This is a genomic window from Achromobacter piechaudii NBRC 102461 (assembly GCF_001571245.1).
Taxonomy (GTDB): Bacteria; Pseudomonadota; Gammaproteobacteria; order Burkholderiales; family Burkholderiaceae_B; genus Achromobacter; species Achromobacter piechaudii.
This window is the reverse complement of record NZ_BCTK01000001.1, coordinates 44560-65257: the sequence shown is the minus strand read 5'-3', so window position 1 is coordinate 65257 and position 20698 is coordinate 44560. Positions and strand designations below refer to the sequence as shown.

26 protein-coding genes are annotated in these 20698 nt (G+C 60.6%); 5 read left to right on the top strand and 21 right to left on the bottom strand.

Annotation, left to right across the window (positions count from 1 at the left end; genetic code table 11):
- Positions 1 to 47 precede the first annotated feature (47 nt).
- Together API01S_RS00400 and API01S_RS00395 are read right to left on the bottom strand one after the other, a co-directional pair.
- Positions 48 to 404, bottom strand: coding sequence for a hypothetical protein (locus tag API01S_RS00400; protein WP_050729872.1), 357 nt, complete (start codon positions 402 to 404; stop codon positions 48 to 50).
- Positions 405 to 472: 68 nt separating this feature from the next.
- On the bottom strand, positions 473 to 1378 hold the full coding sequence (locus API01S_RS00395; protein WP_061302589.1) for an aldose epimerase family protein: 906 nt from the start codon (positions 1376 to 1378) through the stop codon (positions 473 to 475).
- Between the two features lie 341 nt (positions 1379 to 1719).
- On the opposite strand from API01S_RS00395, the gene API01S_RS00390 reads away from it, so the two are divergent.
- The 5 genes from API01S_RS00390 (at position 1720) to API01S_RS00370 (ending at position 4409) form a co-directional block, all read left to right on the top strand.
- A complete protein-coding gene (locus tag API01S_RS00390; protein ID WP_061302587.1) occupies positions 1720 to 1986 on the top strand; it encodes a hypothetical protein in 267 nt (88 codons plus the stop codon).
- Positions 1987 to 2547: 561 nt separating this feature from the next.
- A complete protein-coding gene (locus API01S_RS00385) occupies positions 2548 to 3075 on the top strand; it encodes a hypothetical protein (protein ID WP_061302585.1) in 528 nt (175 codons plus the stop codon).
- Positions 3076 to 3103: 28 nt separating this feature from the next.
- The gene (locus API01S_RS00380) at positions 3104 to 3295 is read left to right on the top strand and encodes a hypothetical protein (protein ID WP_061302583.1); all 192 of its coding nucleotides are present in this window, start codon (positions 3104 to 3106) and stop codon (positions 3293 to 3295) included.
- 84 nt (positions 3296 to 3379) lie between these two features.
- On the top strand, positions 3380 to 4045 hold the full coding sequence (locus API01S_RS00375; protein WP_061302582.1) for an SOS response-associated peptidase: 666 nt from the start codon (positions 3380 to 3382) through the stop codon (positions 4043 to 4045).
- A gap of 55 nt (positions 4046 to 4100) precedes the next feature.
- Positions 4101 to 4409, top strand: coding sequence for a hypothetical protein (locus tag API01S_RS00370; RefSeq protein WP_254598522.1), 309 nt, complete (start codon positions 4101 to 4103; stop codon positions 4407 to 4409).
- Between the two features lie 458 nt (positions 4410 to 4867).
- On the opposite strand, the gene API01S_RS00365 is transcribed toward API01S_RS00370, so the two are convergent.
- From API01S_RS00365 to API01S_RS00280, 19 genes are all read right to left on the bottom strand, one after another.
- Positions 4868 to 5374: a lysis system i-spanin subunit Rz gene (locus API01S_RS00365; protein ID WP_061302579.1), complete on the bottom strand. Its 507-nt coding sequence runs from the start codon at positions 5372 to 5374 to the stop codon at positions 4868 to 4870.
- The gene (locus API01S_RS00360) at positions 5353 to 5847 is read right to left on the bottom strand and encodes a lysozyme (RefSeq protein ID WP_061302577.1); all 495 of its coding nucleotides are present in this window, start codon (positions 5845 to 5847) and stop codon (positions 5353 to 5355) included. The genes API01S_RS00365 and API01S_RS00360 overlap by 22 nt, the downstream gene beginning before the upstream one ends.
- Positions 5844 to 6131 carry a hypothetical protein gene (locus tag API01S_RS00355; RefSeq protein ID WP_061302575.1) on the bottom strand — a complete coding sequence of 96 codons (288 nt, stop codon included), beginning with the start codon at positions 6129 to 6131 and terminating at the stop codon, positions 5844 to 5846. The genes API01S_RS00360 and API01S_RS00355 overlap by 4 nt, the downstream gene beginning before the upstream one ends.
- An 88-nt stretch (positions 6132 to 6219) precedes the next feature.
- On the bottom strand, positions 6220 to 7038 hold the full coding sequence (locus API01S_RS00350; protein ID WP_061302574.1) for a hypothetical protein: 819 nt from the start codon (positions 7036 to 7038) through the stop codon (positions 6220 to 6222).
- 3 nt (positions 7039 to 7041) lie between these two features.
- The gene (locus tag API01S_RS00345; RefSeq protein WP_061302572.1) at positions 7042 to 8964 is read right to left on the bottom strand and encodes a GDSL-type esterase/lipase family protein; all 1923 of its coding nucleotides are present in this window, start codon (positions 8962 to 8964) and stop codon (positions 7042 to 7044) included.
- A gap of 56 nt (positions 8965 to 9020) precedes the next feature.
- The gene (locus API01S_RS00340; RefSeq protein ID WP_156487036.1) at positions 9021 to 11912 is read right to left on the bottom strand and encodes a host specificity factor TipJ family phage tail protein; all 2892 of its coding nucleotides are present in this window, start codon (positions 11910 to 11912) and stop codon (positions 9021 to 9023) included.
- Positions 11909 to 12253: a hypothetical protein gene (locus API01S_RS00335; RefSeq protein WP_061302568.1), complete on the bottom strand. Its 345-nt coding sequence runs from the start codon at positions 12251 to 12253 to the stop codon at positions 11909 to 11911. The genes API01S_RS00340 and API01S_RS00335 overlap by 4 nt, the downstream gene beginning before the upstream one ends.
- Entirely contained in the window at positions 12250 to 12768 is a 519-nt protein-coding gene (locus tag API01S_RS00330; protein WP_061302566.1) for a DUF1833 family protein, read from the bottom strand. The genes API01S_RS00335 and API01S_RS00330 overlap by 4 nt, the downstream gene beginning before the upstream one ends.
- Positions 12761 to 13258 carry a hypothetical protein gene (locus API01S_RS00325; protein ID WP_061302564.1) on the bottom strand — a complete coding sequence of 166 codons (498 nt, stop codon included), beginning with the start codon at positions 13256 to 13258 and terminating at the stop codon, positions 12761 to 12763. Before API01S_RS00325 ends, API01S_RS00330 begins: the two co-directional genes overlap by 8 nt.
- Complete coding sequence (locus tag API01S_RS00320; RefSeq protein WP_061302562.1) at positions 13255 to 16068, bottom strand: phage tail tape measure protein; 2814 nt, start codon at positions 16066 to 16068, stop codon at positions 13255 to 13257. Before API01S_RS00320 ends, API01S_RS00325 begins: the two co-directional genes overlap by 4 nt.
- Positions 16069 to 16070: 2 nt before the next feature.
- Positions 16071 to 16376 carry a DUF1799 domain-containing protein gene (locus API01S_RS00315; RefSeq protein WP_061302559.1) on the bottom strand — a complete coding sequence of 102 codons (306 nt, stop codon included), beginning with the start codon at positions 16374 to 16376 and terminating at the stop codon, positions 16071 to 16073.
- Between the two features lie 8 nt (positions 16377 to 16384).
- The gene (locus tag API01S_RS00310) at positions 16385 to 16696 is read right to left on the bottom strand and encodes a phage tail assembly chaperone (RefSeq protein WP_061302558.1); all 312 of its coding nucleotides are present in this window, start codon (positions 16694 to 16696) and stop codon (positions 16385 to 16387) included.
- Entirely contained in the window at positions 16696 to 17349 is a 654-nt protein-coding gene (locus API01S_RS00305; protein WP_061302555.1) for a phage tail protein, read from the bottom strand. The genes API01S_RS00310 and API01S_RS00305 overlap by 1 nt, the downstream gene beginning before the upstream one ends.
- A 60-nt stretch (positions 17350 to 17409) precedes the next feature.
- Positions 17410 to 17766: a DUF3168 domain-containing protein gene (locus API01S_RS00300; protein WP_061302553.1), complete on the bottom strand. Its 357-nt coding sequence runs from the start codon at positions 17764 to 17766 to the stop codon at positions 17410 to 17412.
- A complete protein-coding gene (locus API01S_RS00295) occupies positions 17756 to 18256 on the bottom strand; it encodes an HK97 gp10 family phage protein (protein ID WP_061302551.1) in 501 nt (166 codons plus the stop codon). Before API01S_RS00295 ends, API01S_RS00300 begins: the two co-directional genes overlap by 11 nt.
- Positions 18249 to 18599, bottom strand: a complete 351-nt coding sequence (locus API01S_RS00290) for a head-tail adaptor protein (RefSeq protein ID WP_061302548.1) — start codon at positions 18597 to 18599, stop codon at positions 18249 to 18251. Before API01S_RS00290 ends, API01S_RS00295 begins: the two co-directional genes overlap by 8 nt.
- On the bottom strand, positions 18596 to 19015 hold the full coding sequence (locus tag API01S_RS00285) for a head-tail connector protein (RefSeq protein WP_061302546.1): 420 nt from the start codon (positions 19013 to 19015) through the stop codon (positions 18596 to 18598). The genes API01S_RS00290 and API01S_RS00285 overlap by 4 nt, the downstream gene beginning before the upstream one ends.
- A gap of 2 nt (positions 19016 to 19017) precedes the next feature.
- Entirely contained in the window at positions 19018 to 19356 is a 339-nt protein-coding gene (locus API01S_RS29100; protein WP_156487035.1) for a hypothetical protein, read from the bottom strand.
- A 66-nt stretch (positions 19357 to 19422) separates the two neighbouring features.
- The gene (locus API01S_RS00280; RefSeq protein WP_061302545.1) at positions 19423 to 20661 is read right to left on the bottom strand and encodes a phage major capsid protein; all 1239 of its coding nucleotides are present in this window, start codon (positions 20659 to 20661) and stop codon (positions 19423 to 19425) included.
- Positions 20662 to 20698: the final 37 nt, after the last annotated feature.

Sequence of the window (20698 nt, the reverse complement as noted above, 5' to 3'; positions counted from 1 at the left end):
CCGGCGCGCTGGCGCCATCATGCCAGCGCCCCCTTCAGATCACCCGGTCAGGCCTGCCCTTCCCGCTTGGCGCGCGCGTGTGGGTCATTGATCTCCGCTTCCAGTTCGGCGATCAGCCAATCGAACCACCCTTTTTCGGTTCGGGCGTACACCACGGCGGCCGGCGTCTTGCCGTCGCGCCATCCCGGCATCTGGGTATCCATCCATGCAGACAGGCTCTTGTGCGGCGCCAGCAAGCCGGACAACCAGGTCCACAGATAATCCGGCACGTTGCGGCGAAAGCCCTTGGCGCTGGCGTACAGCGTGGGCTCCAGCGGCAGGCTGCCCGAGCGGGCCAGCTTTGCCTGCACCCGGCGCAGCGTTTCGGCGGCGGCCTGCAATTGTTCGGTGCTGAGCTTTTTCACGTGAGAACTCCTGGATTGGGATTGGCGCGATTATCGCCGGAGGTCGCCGACGTTTCATAGCCCCGGGGTCAGCGTGAGGCCCGGGGCGTCGTCAACGCCATCAAGGCCGTCGCCGAAAAGCGCGCCCCCGGCTCCAGCACCTGCATGCCCGTGCGCGTCTCGCCGGCCGCCGCCAGATTGAACGCATCCGCCACATTGCTGACCGGTTCCACGCATAGAAACGACGAGCCCGGCGCGGTATAGACCACCACATGGGCAAAGGCCGGGTCCGCATGCAGCGCCAGCTCGTGGCCGTCCGGCCAATGCAGCGTGGCGCGTCCTTCCCACTGGGACAGATAGGTATCGCAGCCCTGCTCCGACCGGCGAATCTCTCGCACATGCTTTACGCGGCTACCCGTGGGCAAACCGTTGTCGTCGGCGGGCCAGATGCGCCGCGCGTTCAGGGCCACGCGCTCGGCGGTGAAGTACGGATGGATGCCCAGCCCGCAAGGCATGGGGGTATCGCCCTGGTTGATCAGACTGAGCGACAGGCTCAAACCGCGCGCGTCCAGCCGATACCGCTGCACGCACTCGAACGGCCACGGCCAGCCCAATACGCTCGCAGGCTGGTTCAGCACCAGGTCGATACTGTCGGCCGTGTGATTACGCACCTGCCAAGGTTGGAAAAGTCCCGCCCCGTGGATGGCTTGCGGCCGGCCGGGCACGGATTGCAGGACATGACGCGCGCCATTGAAGGTGAAGACGCCGTCGCGGATGCGATTGGAATACGGCGTCAGCGGGTAGGAGCCCGCCCGGGGCCACTTGCCTGCCGGCCACTCGGTGGCGGTCAAAGGCACGATCCAGTCATGCGCCCCCGTGGACAGCCGCGTCAGCCGCCCGCCGCCCCCGGGCGCGAACTCCGCCTGATGCGCCCCGCTGGAAATCGTCACGCGCTCGACCGCGCTGACGGGGTCGGGAAAAGGAAAATCCGGCATCTGCTGCTCCCACGGCCATCACGGGGCCGCGTCGTGCGATTGTGCCGGTGGCGTGCGGGTGGGGCAAATCGGAGGCTGCGAAGGGGCAGGCCGGCGCTGTTACCAGTCCGACCCCGACTCAGGTCAAACCTGCGCCAAAAGCATCCTGCCCGGCGCCGCACGCGCCCGCCCGCCCCGATACAATCACGGGCATGAATTCAGCAACACAACCTACCGCCGCCGAGGCCCACGCGGGCCATACTCCCATGATGCATGGGCACCTCTCATAGGGAGAGCGTTCGCCCAATCATAAAAGCTACGCTATACCTTACGCCCCTTGGGCCTCGCTACTGGAGATCGGAATGGAGCCAACGGACTTCAAAAAATATGTCCACCCGCAGGGCGAAGGCATTTACGTCACTCGTCCTGACGGAACTGTGGCACAAGCGGGAGACACGGTCGTGCTGAAGACTGTCGCAGGTGAAACAGTTCGCGCGTTGGTAGTCGCCATGCATTCAGACAACGCCTCGGCATATGTCGGCCGGCAGCAAGACGCGAATGGCGACGCCGTTTTGGACCAAGTGCGCTTCAATTTCGAGCATATTTTTGAGGTTGAACCGGCGCCTTAAACCTTAAACATATGTTGCGCCCGTCAATTGAGCAGTGGCCCAAACGGCACATCTCGATCGACTATTCCCTCGCGACAACGAGCGCGCCGTACTCGGAATCGGCCGGAGATTTCCTCCCACAGTGGGACAGCGAAGGTACGTCCCGATAGAGCGCCGGCCTCGACTTGGCCTTCCCAACCTTCCGCACGACGCGTTCGAAGCCTCCACCGACGACGAGCGGCCCACCTTTCAGGCGCTCACGTGCACCTCCCAGCCTCACGCCGACCAGCATCAGGAGACTCGCCCCCCCCCGACTAGGGCTAATGTTTGTGCGGTTCTCCGACCAAATTCTGGCGTAGCGCTGTCATTTGGTCGGCAATCACCAATTCCGCTCCCCTCCGTCGCGACTCGGACTTGTCTGATTAGGCCCACTGGCCTATTGCATGTTTGCCTGAGGTGCCGTAACTTAGAGCTGATCGCATAGGGATTACCCTATGCTTGCGATGAGTAACAGGCCATGTAACGAAAGTTTCATGGTAAAAAGCGTCTCTGACAACGTAACCAAGATGTTACTTAGAGACAATGACGTACCAACTACGGCAGTTCACTGAAGAAAGCTTTGTCGCCACAAAGCAAAACTGGCAAGGAATCGCCGGGGAAGACGAGTTCATGAGTGAATTTGGAGTGGTGTTCGAATGGCTGGGTGACAATCGGGACTACGCCAACGGCGGGAAGGCTGGCAACTCGTTGGGTTACGGACTTTTCTACGGCGAGAACGGTCACGCGTGCGCTCTCGCTGAAGTCGTGGCTCGCCCGATGGTACGTGGAGGTCTGACTAAGTTGCTGAAGGTTCTGATTACGCCGGAGTATTGGAACATTGAGGAACATGCGGCGCGAATTGTTGACATTTACTCTGCTGCCATCCTTGGTACGATTGAACTTTCTGAAGCCGTTCAGGCTCGAACAATCAAGCTCTATGGACGTGGCGACCAAATGATGAAGTTGCTCCGTTCAATCAACGACAGCGTTAACAAGCGGTTCTCAGAGTCGCCCGGCGGACGGATCAAGTCCGCAATGAAGGGCCAATGGCTCGAAATTTCTATCAATTGAATTTGCTGTATCACCCCCAGGAGATGTCATGAACAACGTCCACCACACTACCCTTGCTGGCGCGGTTAGGGCCAACCGAGCAGAGTTTGAGGCCGCAGTTCAGGATGGCGTTCGCGAAGGCCTGATCAGCATCGGGATTGAGAGCGTCCGGTCGGCGTTCTTTTCAGCCGAAGGTATGTTTGAGATGCACGAAGCGGAAACTATGAAGAAAGCGGCGTAAGTCGCTGTCGCATCAAAAGGCCCACGCTAATTTGCGTGGGCTTTTTTATTGCGGAATGAGATGGCCGAATGTGGAGCAAGATCTATGTGCAGCCATTACCAGACCCTGAAGGACGCAGATCTGTTGCTGAAGCGATTCGGCGCGCCCGCCAAGCCTGCCGCTCTGGGCAAGTACGACATGTGGCCCAGGTATCAGGGCGTATTCGTGCGCCGGCCGGTTGAGCATGACGCAGGCGACGAGGCCGTGCCGGAGCGCGAAGAGGTCGTGGGCCGTTGGGGCCTAATCAGCGCTATGACGAAAGCCGATGGCCTGGATAAGGCCGGCAAGCTATCCACGTTCAACGCGCGCAGCGAGACGGCGGCCAAATCCTTCACCTTCGGCAATGCTTGGCGGCGCGCGCAGCACTGCATCATCCCAGCGGACGCTATCTTCGAGCCTGACTGGCGCTCAGGGTCGGCGGTGGCAACGCGCTTCACGCGTGTCGATGGCGCGCCCTTGGGCATCGCCGGGTTGTGGGATCGCTGGCGCGACGCGGCCGGCCAGGTACAAGAGAGCTTCACCATGCTGACCATCAACGCGGACGATGACCCGCTGTTCCGCGACTACCACCAGGCGGGCAAGGAAAAGCGCATGGTCGTCATTCTGCCCGAGGGCGCCTACGGCGACTGGCTGACCGCGCCCGCCACCGAAAGTCGGGATTTCTTGGTGCCATTCCCCTCGGACAAGCTCGTCGCCACGCCGATGAAGTGACCCCGATTTAGCTGGAATATACTGTTTATAAATACAGTATATTTGGCAGCAAATCATGCTCTGCAAAGTCACCCGTACCCACTACTTCGGCGAGAAGCGACACGACCGGGATCCAGGCCCGACCGTCACAGGCACAGTCCGCATGTACTCCGTGATGCGGGACGACATGAAGCGGTACATCCGCATCATGACCATGGACACCCTCCAGACCTTCGGCGCGCCGCAGAAAGGTGTCATCCCCGACTTGCTTCAGCCGGAGCTGCTGACCTTTGCGTCCGAGCGAGGCATGATGGTCTGTGGATTCGAAGAAATAGACGGAAAGCGCTACTACCAGAGCTGGTGGATGCAGTGGGTCAATGGATAGCCGCGCGGCCTTCGGGTATCGCGCATCAACATAAAAGGTTCATAATTGCCCGGACCTATCAAAGCAAGGGGCGATCATGGTCTTCTATGCTCAAGAAGGGGTATCCAGTTGCGATATCGCCGGCGCCATAGCACGTGCAGCTCTGGAAGATATACGGATCAATTCCTTCGCCTGTCCTGGACTGCCCGAGATCCGCGTTCGAGAACTGGGCAAGACGAAGTTCGAAATTTCCCTCTGGCTCCGAACTGACCACGAAACGCTAACTGAGGAATTCGTTCTTGGCCGGCAAGAGGCCCTAGCGGCCGCTCGTGGGTTCCTCGATGACACCCTTACACCAGAGCCCCTCTTGGCTTCCGTCCAGGAGGCGATGGCCTCGTTGGAAAGGCGGTACCGAGAAGCGGACCGACGAACAGTTCGTCATCCTAGCTCGCCATTCTCCGGATCGCCTGCCGCGTGACCTAGCGCAGACGCGCTTGGCACGCCTCTAGCTGCGCTGTCAGTCGCCGGATCCCAGCCCGGAGGGCGAAATAATCCGATCGAGCAGCGGGATCAAGTTCGGCGCGGGCTCCATCACCCACGCGGGCGCTGGCTCCGGCTTGGGGCATTCCACCGCCGGCGGCGGCGCAGGAGGCAGCGACGTGCAGCCGCTGACGCCCAGCGTCAACATCAGCACGCAGAGCGTCGTCTTGTACTTGCGCATTGCGCATCCCCCCGTAAGCGGCCCATTCGGCCTTGGCGTTCCGTTCATTGATCTGGCCGACTTCGGCCACGCGGCGCTCTAGGATCTCGCGCGCCTGGCGCTGGGACTCCGCGACTCCGGCGGACTGATCGGCCTTCATCGCAGCGATCTCGGCCCCGTAGCGCCAGCCCAGCGCCTTCCAGGCACCGCCTCCGGCCACGATCGCACCCACCACCATGGCAGCGGCGTAGCCCTTCCAGCCGATCAGCGTTGCAGACAGACCCATGTGTCCACCTCCCTGCGCGTAACCAGGCCCGGCAGCGTCACGAGCACGCCGCCCTTCCTTCCCTTCACCCAGCGGTCCAGCTCCGCGCAACCGCCGGCATAGTCGCCCGCGTTGAACTTGCGCCGCATGGTCGAATCGGCCAGGTTGCCGGCGCCAAGGTTGTAGGTGAAATCGATGAGCGCCGCGCGCTGCCAGTCGTTAAGCGGCACGGTGATCAGGCGACGCACAGCCCGGTCGGCAGTGGCCAAATCGGCATCACGCCACGCATCGCACTCGGCATCGGTGTAGACCCGCTTCGGGTCGATGTCGGGCCCAGTGTGCCCATCGCACACGGTCAGCACGCCCACCGGGTCGATGTACGGCTCGCCGCGCACCTTCCCGGGCTCGAAATGCGATACCAGCACGCCGGCAATGGCAATCGATCCCGCGCTGGCCGCCGCAATCAACTTGCGCCTCAGGCTGTCCGATATCATTTCCAAATCCCCTTCACCGCCGCCACAGCCGCGAGCGTGGCCGCAATCGCCGTGGCGATATAGCCGATCGGACGAGCCAGCCGCCCCAACCCCTGCAAGACCTTGAATCCCCCCGACAGCGCCGCAAAGGTGTCCACGATGTCCTGCGTGTTCTGACGGATCGTCTCGATTGAGTCCGTATTCCGAGCGGTGGCTTCCGCGTTATGGGCCATGTCTTGCTCCATTTGCACGACGCGCGCGTGCAGTGACTTGATGAACGCATCGGACAGATGTTCGTCAGCCATGGAATTTCCTTTGGAGCGACAACATCGCGTCCCCTATAGACGAAAAAAAGCCCGCCGAAGCGGGCAGGATATTGACACCGGCGCAGCGCTAGGCTGGTAGCCCATAGCGCTCATACGAGTACGCAGACAGAATTGCTCGATCGCCTGCTGTGAGCACCGAATGAAACACGAACAAGTCGTAGATACGGCCACCAAATCCCGCATTGGTCACACCGGAGCCTGCCGTGTTGGTGTTGCCGCCGATCAGCAACCGGCTGTTCGTATTCTGAGGGTTGGCCCGCGACACCGTCGTCTGTCCTACGCCATCGACGTAGCAGCGCAACCGGTCAGGAGATTCGGCATCTGCACCGGGATTTCTCGACAGGACAACCAGGTGCGGCCCGCCAGACGCGGGGAACCCTGCCGTCGTGTATCCGAGGTCTGCCCCGCCCTCATTGATCACGATGGGCTTGTTCGCGCTGTTACCTTGGTAGAAGACTGCGGATACCAGCTGACCGGCACCGGCTTGCTCATTCCCAAAAACACCTTCGTTCACAATGAAATTGTTCGGCGACGGCTGCCCGACCCAGGCGAACGTCCACGGATTCGGCCCGACTGGCCACAAAGCTACGTCGGCCGGAGTCTGCAAGATCGTCCCGAGTTGCTGATTGAACTGCAAGTAATCGCGGTCAGCGATCCCACCGGGGGTTCGCACGGGCCAGGATGCTCGGCGCAACGTCAACGCGATGTCATTCACGCGATCACGCCAGGCACCTGCGGTCGGGTCAGGATTGAACAGCGCGTCAGCGCGCCACCATGCCTTCAGCCCAGGGATGCGGGACACCTGCACCTCAACATCCGAAACGGAAATGACTGGCGCGCTTGCCGGGGCGTTCACGCCCAGATGACGGGTGATTAAAGACGACATAAGTTACCTCGCATTGAAAAGTTCAGCGTGTTGCTTGATGATGCGAAACACAAGTGCATGCCCCGCATCATTGGGATGGAGCAAATCAGACCCACTGAAGATCTGCTGCCCGTCTTCAATGGCGTCTCGCATCTGGGGGTATAAGTTCAAGAAACTGACTCCAAACATGCGGGCCAAATTCTGCTGACACCGCGCTATGTCTCGTTGCTGATAAACCATCCCCTCTTCATCCAGAGTGGCATAGCCAGCCAACAGAGTTACCGACAAGCTTGAGCGATTTGCTACAAGCCAGCTAAGGACCTGCGCCATGTTGTTTTGGTGCCAGGTCGTGTTGGCCGGCGTAGCGGAGCCAATTCGATCGTTCGTACCCAAGGCAAGCACAATGTCGGTGGCGCTTACCGGCACGCCGTCCACCAAGAGCCGTCGACCATTGGGTGCCGATGGCAACCAGGATGCAGAAGATGTGCCACTAATTCCTTGGTTCACCACACGGATGACTTTGTTCCGCCGCATGCCTTCCAACGGCAGCGCCACACTGGCGGCGTTGGAAATCCGGACTCTGGACAATCGATAGGCGGGCAGCGCGACCGCTAGGGTGTTCCCCCAGCCTGCCACCGCATCGTTGAACTCCTGCTGAGCGATCAGCACACCGTCCACCGAAACGGTGAACATCCTCGACGTGGAATCAGCGACTTTGCCGTACATCAAATCAAAGCCTACAGCGAGGCAGTCGAACTCGACATATCCCAATGGCGGAACTATCAGCGCGGCAGCCGCCACCGCAGGCGCGACAGTTGCCACCGTCTGCCTCGGAATTGGTACGCCGCCACCGTCCCGCAGGTCAACGAAGAACGCGTCGGAAAAGGCGGCGATCTGGACTTGAGAAAACGAACCCGATCCACCTTCGATAGCCCCTGGCGCAATTTCCACCAAAGGCTCGGCATCCACCGGCACAGCCAAGTAGCGCCGCCCAAGGTAACACCGTAAAAGGTTCACCCAGGATTTGGCGGTCAACGTTGAGCGCGGATCATCAAGTCGCTGATTGCGCGGTCCAGACGGCCCGGTATTCGACGCGCCAATCCCCCATGCGATGCTGTCGCCCGCGACAACCAAATTCACATCCTGAGCCACGTTAGAGCAACGCAAGACAAGTCGCTGTAGCCCGCTTCCTGCCAAGGAGGGCGCTTGCGAAAGTTCATCGACCTGCCGCTGCAATTCTGGAATCCACGCAGGGTCATAGACCTTCTCAAACTCCGTCGCCGACGTCATTTGCCAACGGGCCCCAGCGCGAGTCCAGAGGCTAATAGCCCTATCACCCTCGCCAACATTTGCTTCCAAGCAGTCGCCTACCGTAGGCGTTCCCATTGCAATGCCATCAGCCTGAATAGCTCCGTCCACCTTCAGGCTGCCAGTCGCGCGAAGGTTTGCGTTGCGATCCATCCCAAAGAGCAGTTTTCCAGTGTTCTCTTCGATATGGGCGAAAGCCCATTCATCGACTCCGATCTTCGCTTGCTCAGAAGTCAGAGATTCCAGTGACTGAACCCGCCCCGAGTTATCGTCGGATTGCACACGAACTGCCTGAAGCGATAGCGTGCTGGCAGGCTGGATCTCGGACCACTGCCAAGCCGAGCCATTCCAGACATAGTCACCGTTGTTCGACAAAATCGGATCCTTTGTTACCCTGCCGGTGCTCGGCACAGGCCTGCCCGTATCGGCCTGCATGGCCGCCTTCGTCAGATAGGTCTTGATATCCGCCGCAGCAAATGCAGCGTCCAGCGCTTCTACACGCAGTGTTTGCAGGTTCTTAACGTCGCTGCCAGCGCGATTTACGTTCGGCGCACCAACTGCGCCGTTCGCAAATTCGCCCAACGTGCCAGCATCCACACTGCCGTTGAGCAATTCCTGCTTGGTAAGAAATCCAGCCATTGCGAACTCACAAAAAAAACCCCGCACTTTTGCGGGGTTTGTAGGGGGAAGAACTTCTAGAGCAGAAAATCACGATCATTCTGGTAGTACCTGGCGTCGTAGTTAATCGCCTTCAAAGGGATTGAACCGTCGTCATTAGGCACATCTTTCTCCGTCAAAATGAACGCCTTAGCGGTCCGCGTGTCGCTGGCCTCGGTGATGATGTAGCCCGTCGCGTTGTAGCCCTCTCCGCGGCAGATGATGGGCATGCGCGGGGCACGGTGCAGCAGCGCCAGCCGTGCACCGCCGCCAGGGCTTACACCCATGTTTTCTACGCGGCCGTCGCTTCCCTGAAGGAAAATCACGTAGGGCCCGGCGCCCCAGTCGAAGGGCTGGGACAGAGTCACCAAGCGCCCGTTCTCGTCGTCGACGTCCACGATGTCACCGTCTTGGCTCTGAGCCAAGGTGTTGTCCGCACACAATATGCGCTCGCTGACCCGCAGCAGGTTCGCCTCCGGCAACCCATCGAATTCTGTCGATTCATCGTGATAGCGGATTTTGTTCCAGCGCCGATGGGCATGAATGTGGGCTTGCGCTGCCATCCGCACGCCCACAGACTCGACCCGGAGCGGATTGACGGCCGAGCGGTCCGCCGGCAGATATATCGTCACCGGGGCGTCATTCGCCGGATCAATCCACTGGAATTCCACGCCGTCATACTCTTCGTCGCTGCCCTCGGTGCGCTGCTCAGACCCAGGCAGCTTGTTGCGATGGTTGAACAAGACGGTCGAATCTTCCGTCGCGCGTTCAAAGAACAGCCGGATAACGCTGCCGCGACGATAGGCCCTGCAATAGACCGAATCCGCGATCATCGACAGCGTTTCCTCGAAACTAAGGTTGTCGCTATCGATGGTGTAATCGAAGCGCGCGACGTCCACTCCAAAATAGTCGCGGATCTCCTGTGCTGTGGCATAGATGTTGTCGAAGTCCACCTCGGCCAGCCGCCTGTTGCCGATGAGAGGGTCCAGGCACACTGCCGATATGATGTCCGCGACATTCGTTGTCGGAAACAACTCACTCGTGAAGGTTGATCCAGAAATCCGCTGCGGCAGCTTGCGCGTGACCAACAAGTTGAGCTTGCGCTCCTTGACCGCCAGTGCGCCGTCCGTCGCCAACGTAACCGATTGCACCGTCGTCACATCGCCGAAGTGGGCCTGGCCGACTGGCGAGCAGGCATATAGATCTCGCCACTTGATCTCGTCAACCACGGAGCCTTCGAAATCTGTGTCGGAATTCGTCAGGCGCCTGGCCCTGAAGCGCCAGCGCGTGCTGGGAGGGCCGGTAAGCTGCGCGTCCAAGGTATCCGCCCGCACTGAGCGCGTAACCGCAGACCCCATAATGGTCCGTTCGAACGTCAGCACGACCCCATAAGGGGCGCCTCCTGCATCGACCCGCTGGGCCTCGATGCGATACAACACATCCCGACTATATTGCTGGCGCCCGTTGTCCTTGTACAGGCCATTGAGCGCAATCACGTTGGAGATGATGCGGCTGATAGGCCGCACGCTTTCCACGCTGAACCACCCCACCCAGCGCTCCCCCGTCGTGCTGATCGTTGGGTTCATAACGACGGACTGCCCACCATAGCCGGTCTGCATCACCGTCCAGGCCGGGTTCACGCCTGCCGGGTTATTGAGCGTGAGCAGCGAACTGGTGACCGTGGTGACCGTGTAGTTTCCGGATAGGTCAAACTGAACCACCCCGGAGGGTCGCGTCAGCACGGGTGAACCCGTCACCGCCGTCGGTGCGCCTCGAAAGGCCCGCCACGCCGAGAAATTCTGCGTAACATCGAGTCGGATAGTCGTGACATCGCCAAAGCTATCGAACACGACAGACAGCACGCCGTAGATGCCTGCGACGTTGCTGCTGGCCCCATATGGCAAATCGGCATCGCCGCCTGAGTTTCCGGTCCACGTCACCACGCCGTTAGTCAAGGTCAGGATCTGACCGGCGCCCCAGTCGGCCCGATGATCACCCGAAAAGATCACTTCACCCCAAGTAGGCGTTAGCGTGTCCTCAACTCGCAATTCTGCGCCGTCTTCGGGCGTGTAGGAAAACGTGCCCTGCGTCTGCGCAGCGTTCTGCACCGTGATCACGTCCCCCGGAATGAACAACTCAGAAAAGTCGAGATCGGCATCCTGGGAAACAATTTCGTTGGGCGAGCGGAACACCATGCCACGCCGGATGACGCTGCCATAGTCCTGAGCTTGCAGCGTCTGCCCATTCACGCTGTTCGCGCGCTTGGCGGCCGTCACCGGCAAATTGATAGCGTTCCCGATCCGGAGCTGCGGCGTATGGCCGCTGTTCGGTGACGTGAACGGCGCATAGACCTCAACCGATGCCCCTGGGATTTCGGCGATTAGGGTGGTGTCGTCGCGCACATCGTGCACCTGGTGCGCACCTCTCCCCACGCACATGAACGCGACCTCCTTTTCCACATGATTCTCGAACATCAGATAGGGCTGAGCAAGCATATCCGGGGTCGATCGGACCTGACCATAGATGTCCGGTACTCTGCCGTTGACGCGCACCTGGTTCGTGCGCTCAGAAAGGCCGTTGTTCGGCGATTCCTTCTGGACGTTGCGCGCGGTTTGGTTCGGAGGGTCTTGCGCCAGAATCGACGTCAAAATCATGGACGCAGCGGTCGTCACCAGCGCCACGGCAAGCGCTGGCAAGAATGTCGGCCCCAGCGGATACGCTTCCACGACGAACGGACCAGGCAGCCCACGCAGTTCGGCGATGTCTGAGGGCTTCATGGGCCGGACTGAACGCCCGGTTTCCATATCAGCAATTCGGCAACCCGCTGGCAACCTTGGCCCAAGCTTTGCCTTCAGAAAGGCATTCAAGTCGACCACTTCGTGCGTCTCGCGCTTCCCGTCAGGCGCCCGGTAAAGGTGAACTGTCTTCATGCGTAAAACCTCATGTTGCGATAGAGGGCCGTTTGCGCTTCAACCGGGAAGAATGAAGCGCCCGATTCGTTTATATGAAGCAACCGTCCACGCACACACACGGCGATATGGGCCTCGCCTTGAAGCGTTTCCATGAGTGCGATGGAGGGCAGCACCGACGGGCCTATCAGCTTGTGCATGCTGCGAAACAGCGCCGACAGCCGGCCCGCAGCCAAGTCCTCTTCCTTGACTTGGTGCAAGCGCCGGTCTCCCGTCAAATGTTCCCAAGCGTCAGCGGCGAAATGCAAGCAGTTGTATGTCTTTCGGTCGTAGGCCCGGCCCAGCAAGAAGTCGATGCTCACAGGTACCCCAACAACATCGGGAACAGGTCAGTCCGGTACAGCATCCCGGTCTTCGTGACGTTCGCCTGCGGCGCCATGCCGTCGAATTGCGCACCGTCGCGGTTCCTGGTGATCTTTCGCGCCTGCAGCGTTATCGGCCCGACCATAGGCGTTTCCAGGTCATCCGAACGGTAGGCGCGGTAGCGCACTGTGGCGGGAATCGTGCGCAGCGTGCCGCCCTGACGGGCGCGGGCGATTTCGTCCGGCAGGATCTCACCCAGGTCGCCCAGCGTGACCGATATCCCGAAGTCCAGGTTTCCGCGGTCGGCCAATTGCGTCATCCGCATGGGCACGTACTGCCAAAAGACCAACTCGCCGGTCTCCAAGCGCGCCCAGAACCCTTCGCGATAGCGCGTCTGAAGGCGCCATACCTGCGAAAAGTCGGGCTGGCTGATCTCCAGAGTTTCCAGCTCGGCGATGCTTTGTGGCGCGCCGAAATAGAAGTCGATGTATTGGGCGTCGTTGTCGTCAAGCATGGGGCAGGTCCTCGTTCACTAGCTTCGCTAGCAGATCCAGTATTTCCTTCGCGGCCGAAATGCTGCCGTAGATGGCCAACATCATGACCAGCGATCCCCAGTAATCGAGGGTGGCATCATCAAACTCAGGCAGTGAGTCAACCTCCAGTTGGAACGTTACTGTCCAACCATTGCCGCCGATTGGCACCGGCCGTGCCGATCCTGGCATGAAATGCGCGACATACCTTCGGCTGGTGCTGCTATCGATGGCCAAGTCCGCATGGAAGGGGCCGCCGCCAAACCGGCGCATGTTCCGCCAGAACCCCATCAGCACGTCGTACTCCTCCCCGAAGACAACGTACGTGACGGGAACCATATGCGAGGCACCTTGCACGCCGGCTCGGTAGCGGCCACTCCCTCCCTCTAGGCCGATACGCTGCGAGCCGTCACCTAGGTTCGGTCCATAGCCGGCCTGAACCGGCCGAAAAGGCATCACAGGAAAGTTGCTCATCGCTTTCGCTCAGTCTTGAAGTTCTTCGTCATAGCGCGCGCGGCCCTCGAATTGGGCCGACCAAGTTGCGACTCGATCATTTGGGGCCCCTGCGCAAAGACCTGGTCACGCGCAATTAACACGACATCCTCACGGGTCAACTGTTCGGCCGTGTATTCCTGCGGTGTGCCGTTGTTATAGATGGTTATCCGTGGCGGTTGCCCCGCACTGGCTGAGGGGGATGAGTTCATCAAGGGCGCAACAAAGCCGCCCTCAAAGCCAGAAAAAGACAACCCAGCACCCGCGTTCATAGCGTCAAGCGTGCCGCGACCTATCCGCGCGGTCGCGGCGGCATTCAATACGTACTCTTGCCCGTGCACCAAGCCCGTGATTTGATCGCGCGGCTGATCCCCGGTGTAGCCACCGCCGTCAAGGAACATAAGTCCGCCCCCTGCGGCACCCACATCAGCGGCTGTCGCACTCCCTAGGCCTGCTGCGCCGCCACCCAAGGTGCCGACCAGACTGCCGACCATACCCACAATGGCTTGCCTAGTGGCAATGCGCGCTAGATCCGCAAGCACAGACGTCGCGAAGTCGCGGAACGACAGCTTGCCCGTAGTGGCGAACCGGACAATTGCGTCTTCCATCCCCTGAAAGGCGCTGGAGAACATGCCTTTGGTCTGGTCCGCTACGTCCGCAGCAGAGTTCAGATAGTTGTCCAGCGCTGACTTGGCGCCGCTCTTCCAATCCGCTTGTGCCTTGCGCACGTTGTCGAAGTACGCCTGCTGCATTTCCATGCGCTGGCGCAGATGCTCGCCAAGCAAAGCCGTTTCGGCCCGGTACGTCTCGTCCGATGTCTTGCCGACCGTGTTATCGCGGGTGGCCTGGTCCAGCTGCCGCTGGTAATCCCGCACGATGGACTGGCGGGCGCGGAGTTCTTCCTGCGCGCGGTCGCCCATGCCGATGGCGGCCAGCTGATCGTCGTACTGGCGCTGCTCGACCTCACGGGACGAACTCAGGCCGGCGCGCATGACTTCCACGCGTGCCGCCTCTTGCGCAAGACGAACCGACTTTTCCGCAGCGACGTTCTTTTCCAACGCCACGCGCAACTGGCTTTCTTGCGCAAGCAGGCTCTTCTGGTCTGCCGTGAGCGTCTTCTTGGTCTTGAGGTCCGAGATTTGTTGTTCGAACTCCAAGCGGCGCTTTTCCCAGGCTCCCAGCTTTTCCTGCGTGGTCAGCTGGGCCCGCAGCGCAGTTTCGGCCTGCGCATACTCGGCCAGCAGGCGGGTTGCGCTATCGTCCGTGTATGGCTTCTTGGCGCTCTTATCCTCAAAGCGACGATCGATTGCCTCGCGCGCCGCCTTAATGTCCGATGCGGACAACGTGGTGCCGTCCTTCTGGGCCTTAGCAATCTGGTCATCTAAGTCCTTCAGCGCCTTCTTGCGCTTTTCAGCCTTGGACGCCCCTTCGTCGATAATTTTTGAGATTTCAAGGCGGGATTGGATCGCCTCGCGGTTGATCCGGACCAACTCGGCCTGAGCCTTGGCCGCGTCCTCTGCCTCTTTCTTCTGCGCGATAAGCGCGTCACGGCGCCCCTCGGCGTTCTTGAGGCCCTGCCTTTCCTTGTCGCTGATCGTGGCGCCAGCTTCGGCAGCGATGCGGATGTTCTCCGCACGCTGCCGAACCTCACGCTCAAGGCCCCGAAGGGTTTCATCGACCGTGTTTTCTCGGCCGATGTCCAGCATCTTGTCCCAAGCCCAGCTGGCGGCAGAGCCCAGCTTGTTCCATGCCGATTCGAGCGTCCCGAGGTTGGCCTTCTGTGCTGCCGTGCGGCTCGTAAGTTCGGTCGCCGCTTGGCGCGCGACCAACTCTACCGCCTCCTGTGCGCGGCCTTGTTCGGTCAGTGCTCTGACCTGCTCGTAAATTGCGCCGGTTAAGATCCCATAGCGCTCGTTGAGGTCAACAACCGCCGCAACAGGGTCTTTCCCCAACTTGGAGAACACTTCAACAGTCTTCTCGATTTCCGCACCGGTCGCGCGCTGCCATTCCGCAGCAATGAGCGCCACATCACGTAGCGCGGACCCTGACAGCTTTCCAGAAGCCGCTACCGCGTTCAAGGCCTGCACCGCTCGCGAGTGACTGCCGGTGATTTCACCAAGCCCGTGCGCCAGGCTGATCAGGTTATCGGCCGTCAACCCTGCGGCATGGCCGGTGAGAATAAGTGCCTCACGGAAGTTCTGGCCTTCCGATGTCCCCTTCGCGTACGCCACGGCCAGCGCCGCAACGCCCGCTGCCGCCAATGTGTAAGGGTTGACCAGCCCCATGAGAGCGCCACCCAGCGCGCGCGCCGCCGGCACCACGCCTCCAAACATATCCTTCAGCTGACCGCCCTGCTGCAACAAGACGGTTAGCGGCTGTTGCCCGCCCTGAAGGGAGACGATGATGTCGGTCATCTGGGCAGGAACGCCGCGCATGGCTGCGGCCTGCTGTGCAGCGCTTATCCCATACTGATTCAACTGCTTGCCGGCGACAGCGGCAGCCGTTCCCGTGGCGGTCAGCTTCGTCTTCAGCTCATCTAGGATAGAAGTTGGAACACCGCGCAAGGCCGCGTTGTACAGGATCTGCTGCTTGCGGCTGTACTCAATGGTGTTCGCCTGATTGACTAGGGCGTCAACTCGCCGCTTCTCCGCAGCGGTCAGCTTGGCGTAGTCCGATTGCGCGGCCTGCGACATGCCGCTGGTTCCGCGCTTCGCCGCAGCAATGGCGGTGTCGAACTGCGTGGTGTCGACAACGATGTCTAACCGCGCGGTCCCGATGCTGTCCTGTGCCATTTTTAGCTCTTATGAAGAAGTTCCAGCGCAGCGCGTTCGACTTGCCGCACGACGTTCATTACCCCCGGACGCTTCGCTGGCTCGATCCCATACAACGCGAGGTCGGCATGGACGGCCACGTAATCCAGGCCAATAGGCCCGCCGTTTCCCATGCGCCATTGAGTGCAATTTCGGATGAAGACACTGAAGGCGTCAGCGTGCTCGGGCCAAAGCTCGACAGTGGGCCGCCGAAACAACGCAGGCCGTGACCTAATGCCGGCCAATGCCAAGGCATCGGCGGATGGCGGCTCCCAATAGAAGGCCGCCACCGCCGACTTCAGTTTTTTTCGCGCTCAACCTGCAAGGCTTGGTTGTAGGCTTGCATGATCGCCAGGTCTGCACCGGGCTGGTGCTGGCGCAAAACTGAAATCGACGCTTCCTCCAGCGGCATGTCAGCGTCCCACTGTGCGATCAACTCGACCAGCAATTCAGCAGTCGAAATTTCGTCGCTTTTGAGGCGGTTCATGAGCGCTTCGTACTCGTCGCTGGTCTTGTGGCGAAAGGTGACCGCGAGCTTTTGTTTGCGGCCTTGACCGACGATAGTTACGGTGGCGTCAATCGTCGGATTTGCTTTGATGATGAATGCCATTACGCGCCTTCGTAGGTGGTGGTGTCAGCCCGCAGCGACAGAACAAACGTGTTCTGAAGGTTGGTGTTCACGCCGCCGACCGGGTTCTTGTTGAAGGACGGGTAGCCGTAGTAGTAGACGACGCTTCCGTCTGGATAGACTGCTTCTACGACTACAGGCGCCTTCAGGATGTCGGCTGCGATCAGCTCGCCGTACCATTCCTTCTTTCGGTCGTAGTCCATGGTGAAGGTAAGCACCACCGGCGTTTTGAAGGTCGGCTTCTGCAATTGCTGGCTGCGCGGGTCCTCGACGTACTGGTACTGGTAGTTCTGCTGCTCGCCGCCCGTGATCTGCACATCCTGCATCTGGTCGAGGCTGAACCAGTCTGTGACCTTTCGATAGGCGCCCGCGCCCTTGCCCGTCGGATACAGCTTCTGCACGGTCGTGTCGGCCCCCTCCATCGTGAAACCAGTGGCGTCGGCCGCAGCGGCGCGCCATACCGTTTCATCAAGCGCAGGCCACCCAGAGCTGATGACCAGAACGTCACCATCGACCGGCGGTGTTGCGGTGGAGGCTTCGGGATCGACCCCATTGGTGACCGCAGTGATCGGGATCGGCGCGCCCAGGGTCTTGGACACGCGAAACTGCGTGCCATTGACAAAAATGGAAGACATTGCGTTTCCTCATAAAAAAACCCGGCTCAAGGCCGGGCAAAGAGTTGAATATTTCGGTGCTTAGGGCTGATACCAGATACCGAAATCCTGGCGTGTTCCGTACTTCTTGATCGCCTCTTCGTAGAGGCTGCTGGGTGCGCCGTAGGGCTCTACGGCAGGAAAGCCACTTTCACAGAGCGCTGTTCCGATCAAATCTGCGATGCCCGATGCCTCCAGGCGCGAAGTGGCCCAAACATGGATCTGGACGCGTTGATGCCGCTTCTCGCGGCGCTTTCCCTCGACATACCACTGCTCAGACCCGCCAACGCCTTGATAGACGATCAGCGGGAACTCGGGTTTGTCTGGCGTAACGTCCGGGAACAGGCGACCTGCCACCAGCGGCGCCAAAACAGCCTTCAGCTTGCCTTCAAGGCTCATGGCCTACCCCTTCTTGCGCTGCCAACAATTGCGGCAAACGCTCGCGGCCGCGCTCGACCATGGCGGCTCGTGCGCGCTGCGATGCTGCCTCGTATGCCGGTCGAAGAAACGGATATGCTGGCACCCACTTCGGGGTCGACAGCTTGCGGCGTTTGTCCGTGACGAAGGTTCCGTCAGGCTTTCGGACCACCGCGTAAATCTGCCAATGCCCGAACTCGATCAGGTGGCCGTGTGGCGCTTTGCTCTTGTTCCAGGTGACGGCGTACTGCACCTCCCTTTCCGTGGAGTGCTTGTCGCGGAACGCAAGGTAAATCGCATTGGCCAACACCCCGTTATGCGTGTTGATCCGCGCTTTGGCTTCGTCTCGCAACACCTCGCCGCCAGCCACGGCCATGGAGCGCGCCAAACTGACGCGCGCCGGACCTAGCAGCCGATCAAGACCAGCAGCCCAGCCGGAAGTGTCGAACTTCGCCTGAATGCCGTTAGCCATCGTTGCCCCCCTGCTCGCAGATCACGAATGCCCTCATTCGGTCCCTAAAGTCGCGGGTAATACCTTTGACCTCAAAAACCGTCCCATCGTGAATGACGCGCATTCCCTCATCAATACCCACCGCCTTGGCCGCGTCGAAGCTCACGAGAAAGCTGTAACGCGCAATTGACGGCGACACGTTGCCTTGCAGGCTTGACCGAATAGCACCGAGGCCGGTTTCGTTCGCAATGCCCGCCCAAAGCGAGCCTGCTTCCTCCCAGTCATCCAGGGGCTGGCCCGCTTCATCAGTCGCGCCGGAGCGGCGCTGGACCAGAATTCGGCGATTCCGCTCTCGAGCCGTCATGGCAACACTCGCGTGTAGGGAAAGACGAGTCGCGCGAATCCAGGGTTCTCATGGAGTACCTTTTCGCCCGCCGCCTCGGGGTTTTCGAGCAGGTCGCCCACCAGCATGACGATCGCAAGCTTCAACGGCTCAGGTGCCGGGCCAGGCTTGCTTGTGAACAACACAGGGACCGTTCCCGGCGCACTCGTGGTTTCGCCGGGCCAGATTGGCAGCGGGGATTCCCGCCCGCCCGCTGGCGTCCATTCATACGATGCTTCGGCCAATGCAAAGCCCGTCCTGCGCTCCACAAGTTCGCGAGCTGCGGAAATAACGCCGGGTATGTCTTCGTCCAGCGCATCGTGGTCGATGTGCAGGAGGCGTTTTGCCTGTGCCAAGCTAACGGGTTCAGCCGTCGCAGCGGTGATCAGGCGCAACATGATCAACCTCCAGCAAATTCCACCGCTTTGGGGTGGGGATCGATATAGCCAGCGATTTTCAGCGCCGAAACTTGTTCAACATCGAACTCGCGTACCTCGCCGCATTTGCCGTAGATGCTGTCATGCAGCACCAAGGCCTTGACCCACTTCCGCGTTTCGGGCGCATCCGTGGACACCTGGGGATCGATGGGATCTTGCCCCTGGGTTGTTGCCGCCGCATTGGCCCCGTGGTCGTCTCCGCCCGAATTCGGCGCAGGGCTTGGGGGTGCCGCAACGGGTACCACGGGCTGCGCTGGGGGGGCACTGACCGTCGGCGCTTCGGGTGTAGCTTTTCGTGCCATGACTTTTCCTTGAAAAATGCAGGCCAGCGGGATTCGCCCGCTGGCACGCGATCACGCGGAGGCCGATTAAGCGGCGGCGCCGTGTTGGAACAGCTTGACCGCCCCGCCCACGTCGATCAGGTTGCCACCCGAACGCATCCAGGCCAGAAAGCCGACTTGACCCTTCTTCACGTAGGCCGAGTCGTTGAAGCGGAACAGCGTGATCGCCATCACGTCGCGGATCTTGTACAGGCTGAAGTCGCCGAACGCGATGGACTTGGCGGCGGCCGCGGGCACCGGCATGTGCTGGTTGATCTGGATGTCACGGTTCAGCAAGCGATCCGGCGCGCCACCGGGGTTTCCCTGCTCGTAGCCAGGCACGAAGATGGGGCGGCCTTGGTCGTCCTTGATCTTGCGAACCATCTTCAGCATGTCGTCGTGGAACATCCACTTGGCGCCCAGGCGGTACGCAGGGTCAACGCTGTGCTCGATGTCAACCAGGTCGTCGTAGGTGATCAGCGGGATTGCCGAGACGGTGCCGATCTTGCCGACCGTAGCGGCGGTGACCAGGCCCATCGGGCCGGCCGTGCCGGGACCAACGGTGTAGTGGCGATTGGTGACGCGGCCAAGCCGGGTGTTCAGACGTTTGGTGATGAAGCCCTCAATGTTGGACGAACTGTCCTGCAACAGTTCCCAGGGCACGGTCACAACCTTCGAGCTGAACTTGTAAACCGCCAAGCCCTTCGTGCCAAAGCTCACGTCCTCGTCGCTTGCAGACTGGTTCTCTTCAACGATTTCGCCCTCTTCGTTCGTCCCGTCGCTCGTCGGGTACTGCATGGGTTCGCCGCCGCCGGTCGAGAAGACGTCCGCAACGGCGCGCATGCCGCCAAACGATTTCAGCGTATCGATAATGGAGCTGGCGACGGTGGTGGGCACCGTATAGCCACCCTGCTCCGGATTCACTGCCGGGTTGCCGCTCATGGCGTTGCGGACCTGGGTCCAGTCCTCGGCGGTGAGCGCGTTGTCGCCACCACGGCACCATTTATCAAACAGGGCCACGTCGGCACTGCGGTTGCCCTTCGCGCCGGGGCGGGTCTCATGCTCACGCACGCCGGCGTCATGAAGACCGCTTTCAGCCGTCAGGTCCATCATCTTTTGATGGCGCTCGATCGAGGCGTCAATGCGTTCGATTTCCGCCGTGTTGTCGTCGTACTTCTTTTGATGGTCGGCGTTCCAGTTTGCGCCGGGGTTGTTGTCCAGCAGGGCGCGGGTTTCTTTGGCCAGCGCGTTGCGGCGCTCCCGCTCGGCTTGAGGATTGAAAGCCATAACGTAGTTTCCTTCAGTCGAAAAAAAACCGCCCGAG

What these genes read in the sequence shown, in the direction of transcription:
- API01S_RS00350 (WP_061302574.1), bottom strand. Translation starts at nt 7,038, where the DNA reads ATGTCGTCTTTAATCACCCGTCATCTGGGCGTGAACGCCCCGGCAAGC.
- API01S_RS00345 (WP_061302572.1), bottom strand. Translation starts at nt 8,964, where the DNA reads ATGGCTGGATTTCTTACCAAGCAGGAATTGCTCAACGGCAGTGTGGAT.
- API01S_RS00325 (WP_061302564.1), bottom strand. Translation starts at nt 13,258, where the DNA reads ATGAGCAACTTTCCTGTGATGCCTTTTCGGCCGGTTCAGGCCGGCTAT.
- API01S_RS00370 (WP_254598522.1), top strand. Translation starts at nt 4,101, where the DNA reads ATGCTCTGCAAAGTCACCCGTACCCACTACTTCGGCGAGAAGCGACAC.
- API01S_RS00380 (WP_061302583.1), top strand. Translation starts at nt 3,104, where the DNA reads ATGAACAACGTCCACCACACTACCCTTGCTGGCGCGGTTAGGGCCAAC.
- API01S_RS00360 (WP_061302577.1), bottom strand. Translation starts at nt 5,847, where the DNA reads ATGATATCGGACAGCCTGAGGCGCAAGTTGATTGCGGCGGCCAGCGCG.
- API01S_RS00280 (WP_061302545.1), bottom strand. Translation starts at nt 20,661, where the DNA reads ATGGCTTTCAATCCTCAAGCCGAGCGGGAGCGCCGCAACGCGCTGGCC.
- API01S_RS00385 (WP_061302585.1), top strand. Translation starts at nt 2,548, where the DNA reads ATGACGTACCAACTACGGCAGTTCACTGAAGAAAGCTTTGTCGCCACA.
- API01S_RS00295 (WP_061302551.1), bottom strand. Translation starts at nt 18,256, where the DNA reads ATGGCTAACGGCATTCAGGCGAAGTTCGACACTTCCGGCTGGGCTGCT.
- API01S_RS00355 (WP_061302575.1), bottom strand. Translation starts at nt 6,131, where the DNA reads ATGGCTGACGAACATCTGTCCGATGCGTTCATCAAGTCACTGCACGCG.
- API01S_RS00365 (WP_061302579.1), bottom strand. Translation starts at nt 5,374, where the DNA reads ATGGGTCTGTCTGCAACGCTGATCGGCTGGAAGGGCTACGCCGCTGCC.
- API01S_RS00290 (WP_061302548.1), bottom strand. Translation starts at nt 18,599, where the DNA reads ATGACGGCTCGAGAGCGGAATCGCCGAATTCTGGTCCAGCGCCGCTCC.
- API01S_RS00310 (WP_061302558.1), bottom strand. Translation starts at nt 16,696, where the DNA reads ATGGCATTCATCATCAAAGCAAATCCGACGATTGACGCCACCGTAACT.
- API01S_RS00375 (WP_061302582.1), top strand. Translation starts at nt 3,380, where the DNA reads ATGTGCAGCCATTACCAGACCCTGAAGGACGCAGATCTGTTGCTGAAG.
- API01S_RS00320 (WP_061302562.1), bottom strand. Translation starts at nt 16,068, where the DNA reads ATGGCACAGGACAGCATCGGGACCGCGCGGTTAGACATCGTTGTCGAC.
- API01S_RS00390 (WP_061302587.1), top strand. Translation starts at nt 1,720, where the DNA reads ATGGAGCCAACGGACTTCAAAAAATATGTCCACCCGCAGGGCGAAGGC.
- API01S_RS29100 (WP_156487035.1), bottom strand. Translation starts at nt 19,356, where the DNA reads ATGGCACGAAAAGCTACACCCGAAGCGCCGACGGTCAGTGCCCCCCCA.
- API01S_RS00340 (WP_156487036.1), bottom strand. Translation starts at nt 11,912, where the DNA reads ATGAAGACAGTTCACCTTTACCGGGCGCCTGACGGGAAGCGCGAGACG.
- API01S_RS00395 (WP_061302589.1), bottom strand. Translation starts at nt 1,378, where the DNA reads ATGCCGGATTTTCCTTTTCCCGACCCCGTCAGCGCGGTCGAGCGCGTG.
- API01S_RS00305 (WP_061302555.1), bottom strand. Translation starts at nt 17,349, where the DNA reads ATGTCTTCCATTTTTGTCAATGGCACGCAGTTTCGCGTGTCCAAGACC.
- API01S_RS00300 (WP_061302553.1), bottom strand. Translation starts at nt 17,766, where the DNA reads ATGAGCCTTGAAGGCAAGCTGAAGGCTGTTTTGGCGCCGCTGGTGGCA.
- API01S_RS00330 (WP_061302566.1), bottom strand. Translation starts at nt 12,768, where the DNA reads ATGCTTGACGACAACGACGCCCAATACATCGACTTCTATTTCGGCGCG.
- API01S_RS00285 (WP_061302546.1), bottom strand. Translation starts at nt 19,015, where the DNA reads ATGTTGCGCCTGATCACCGCTGCGACGGCTGAACCCGTTAGCTTGGCA.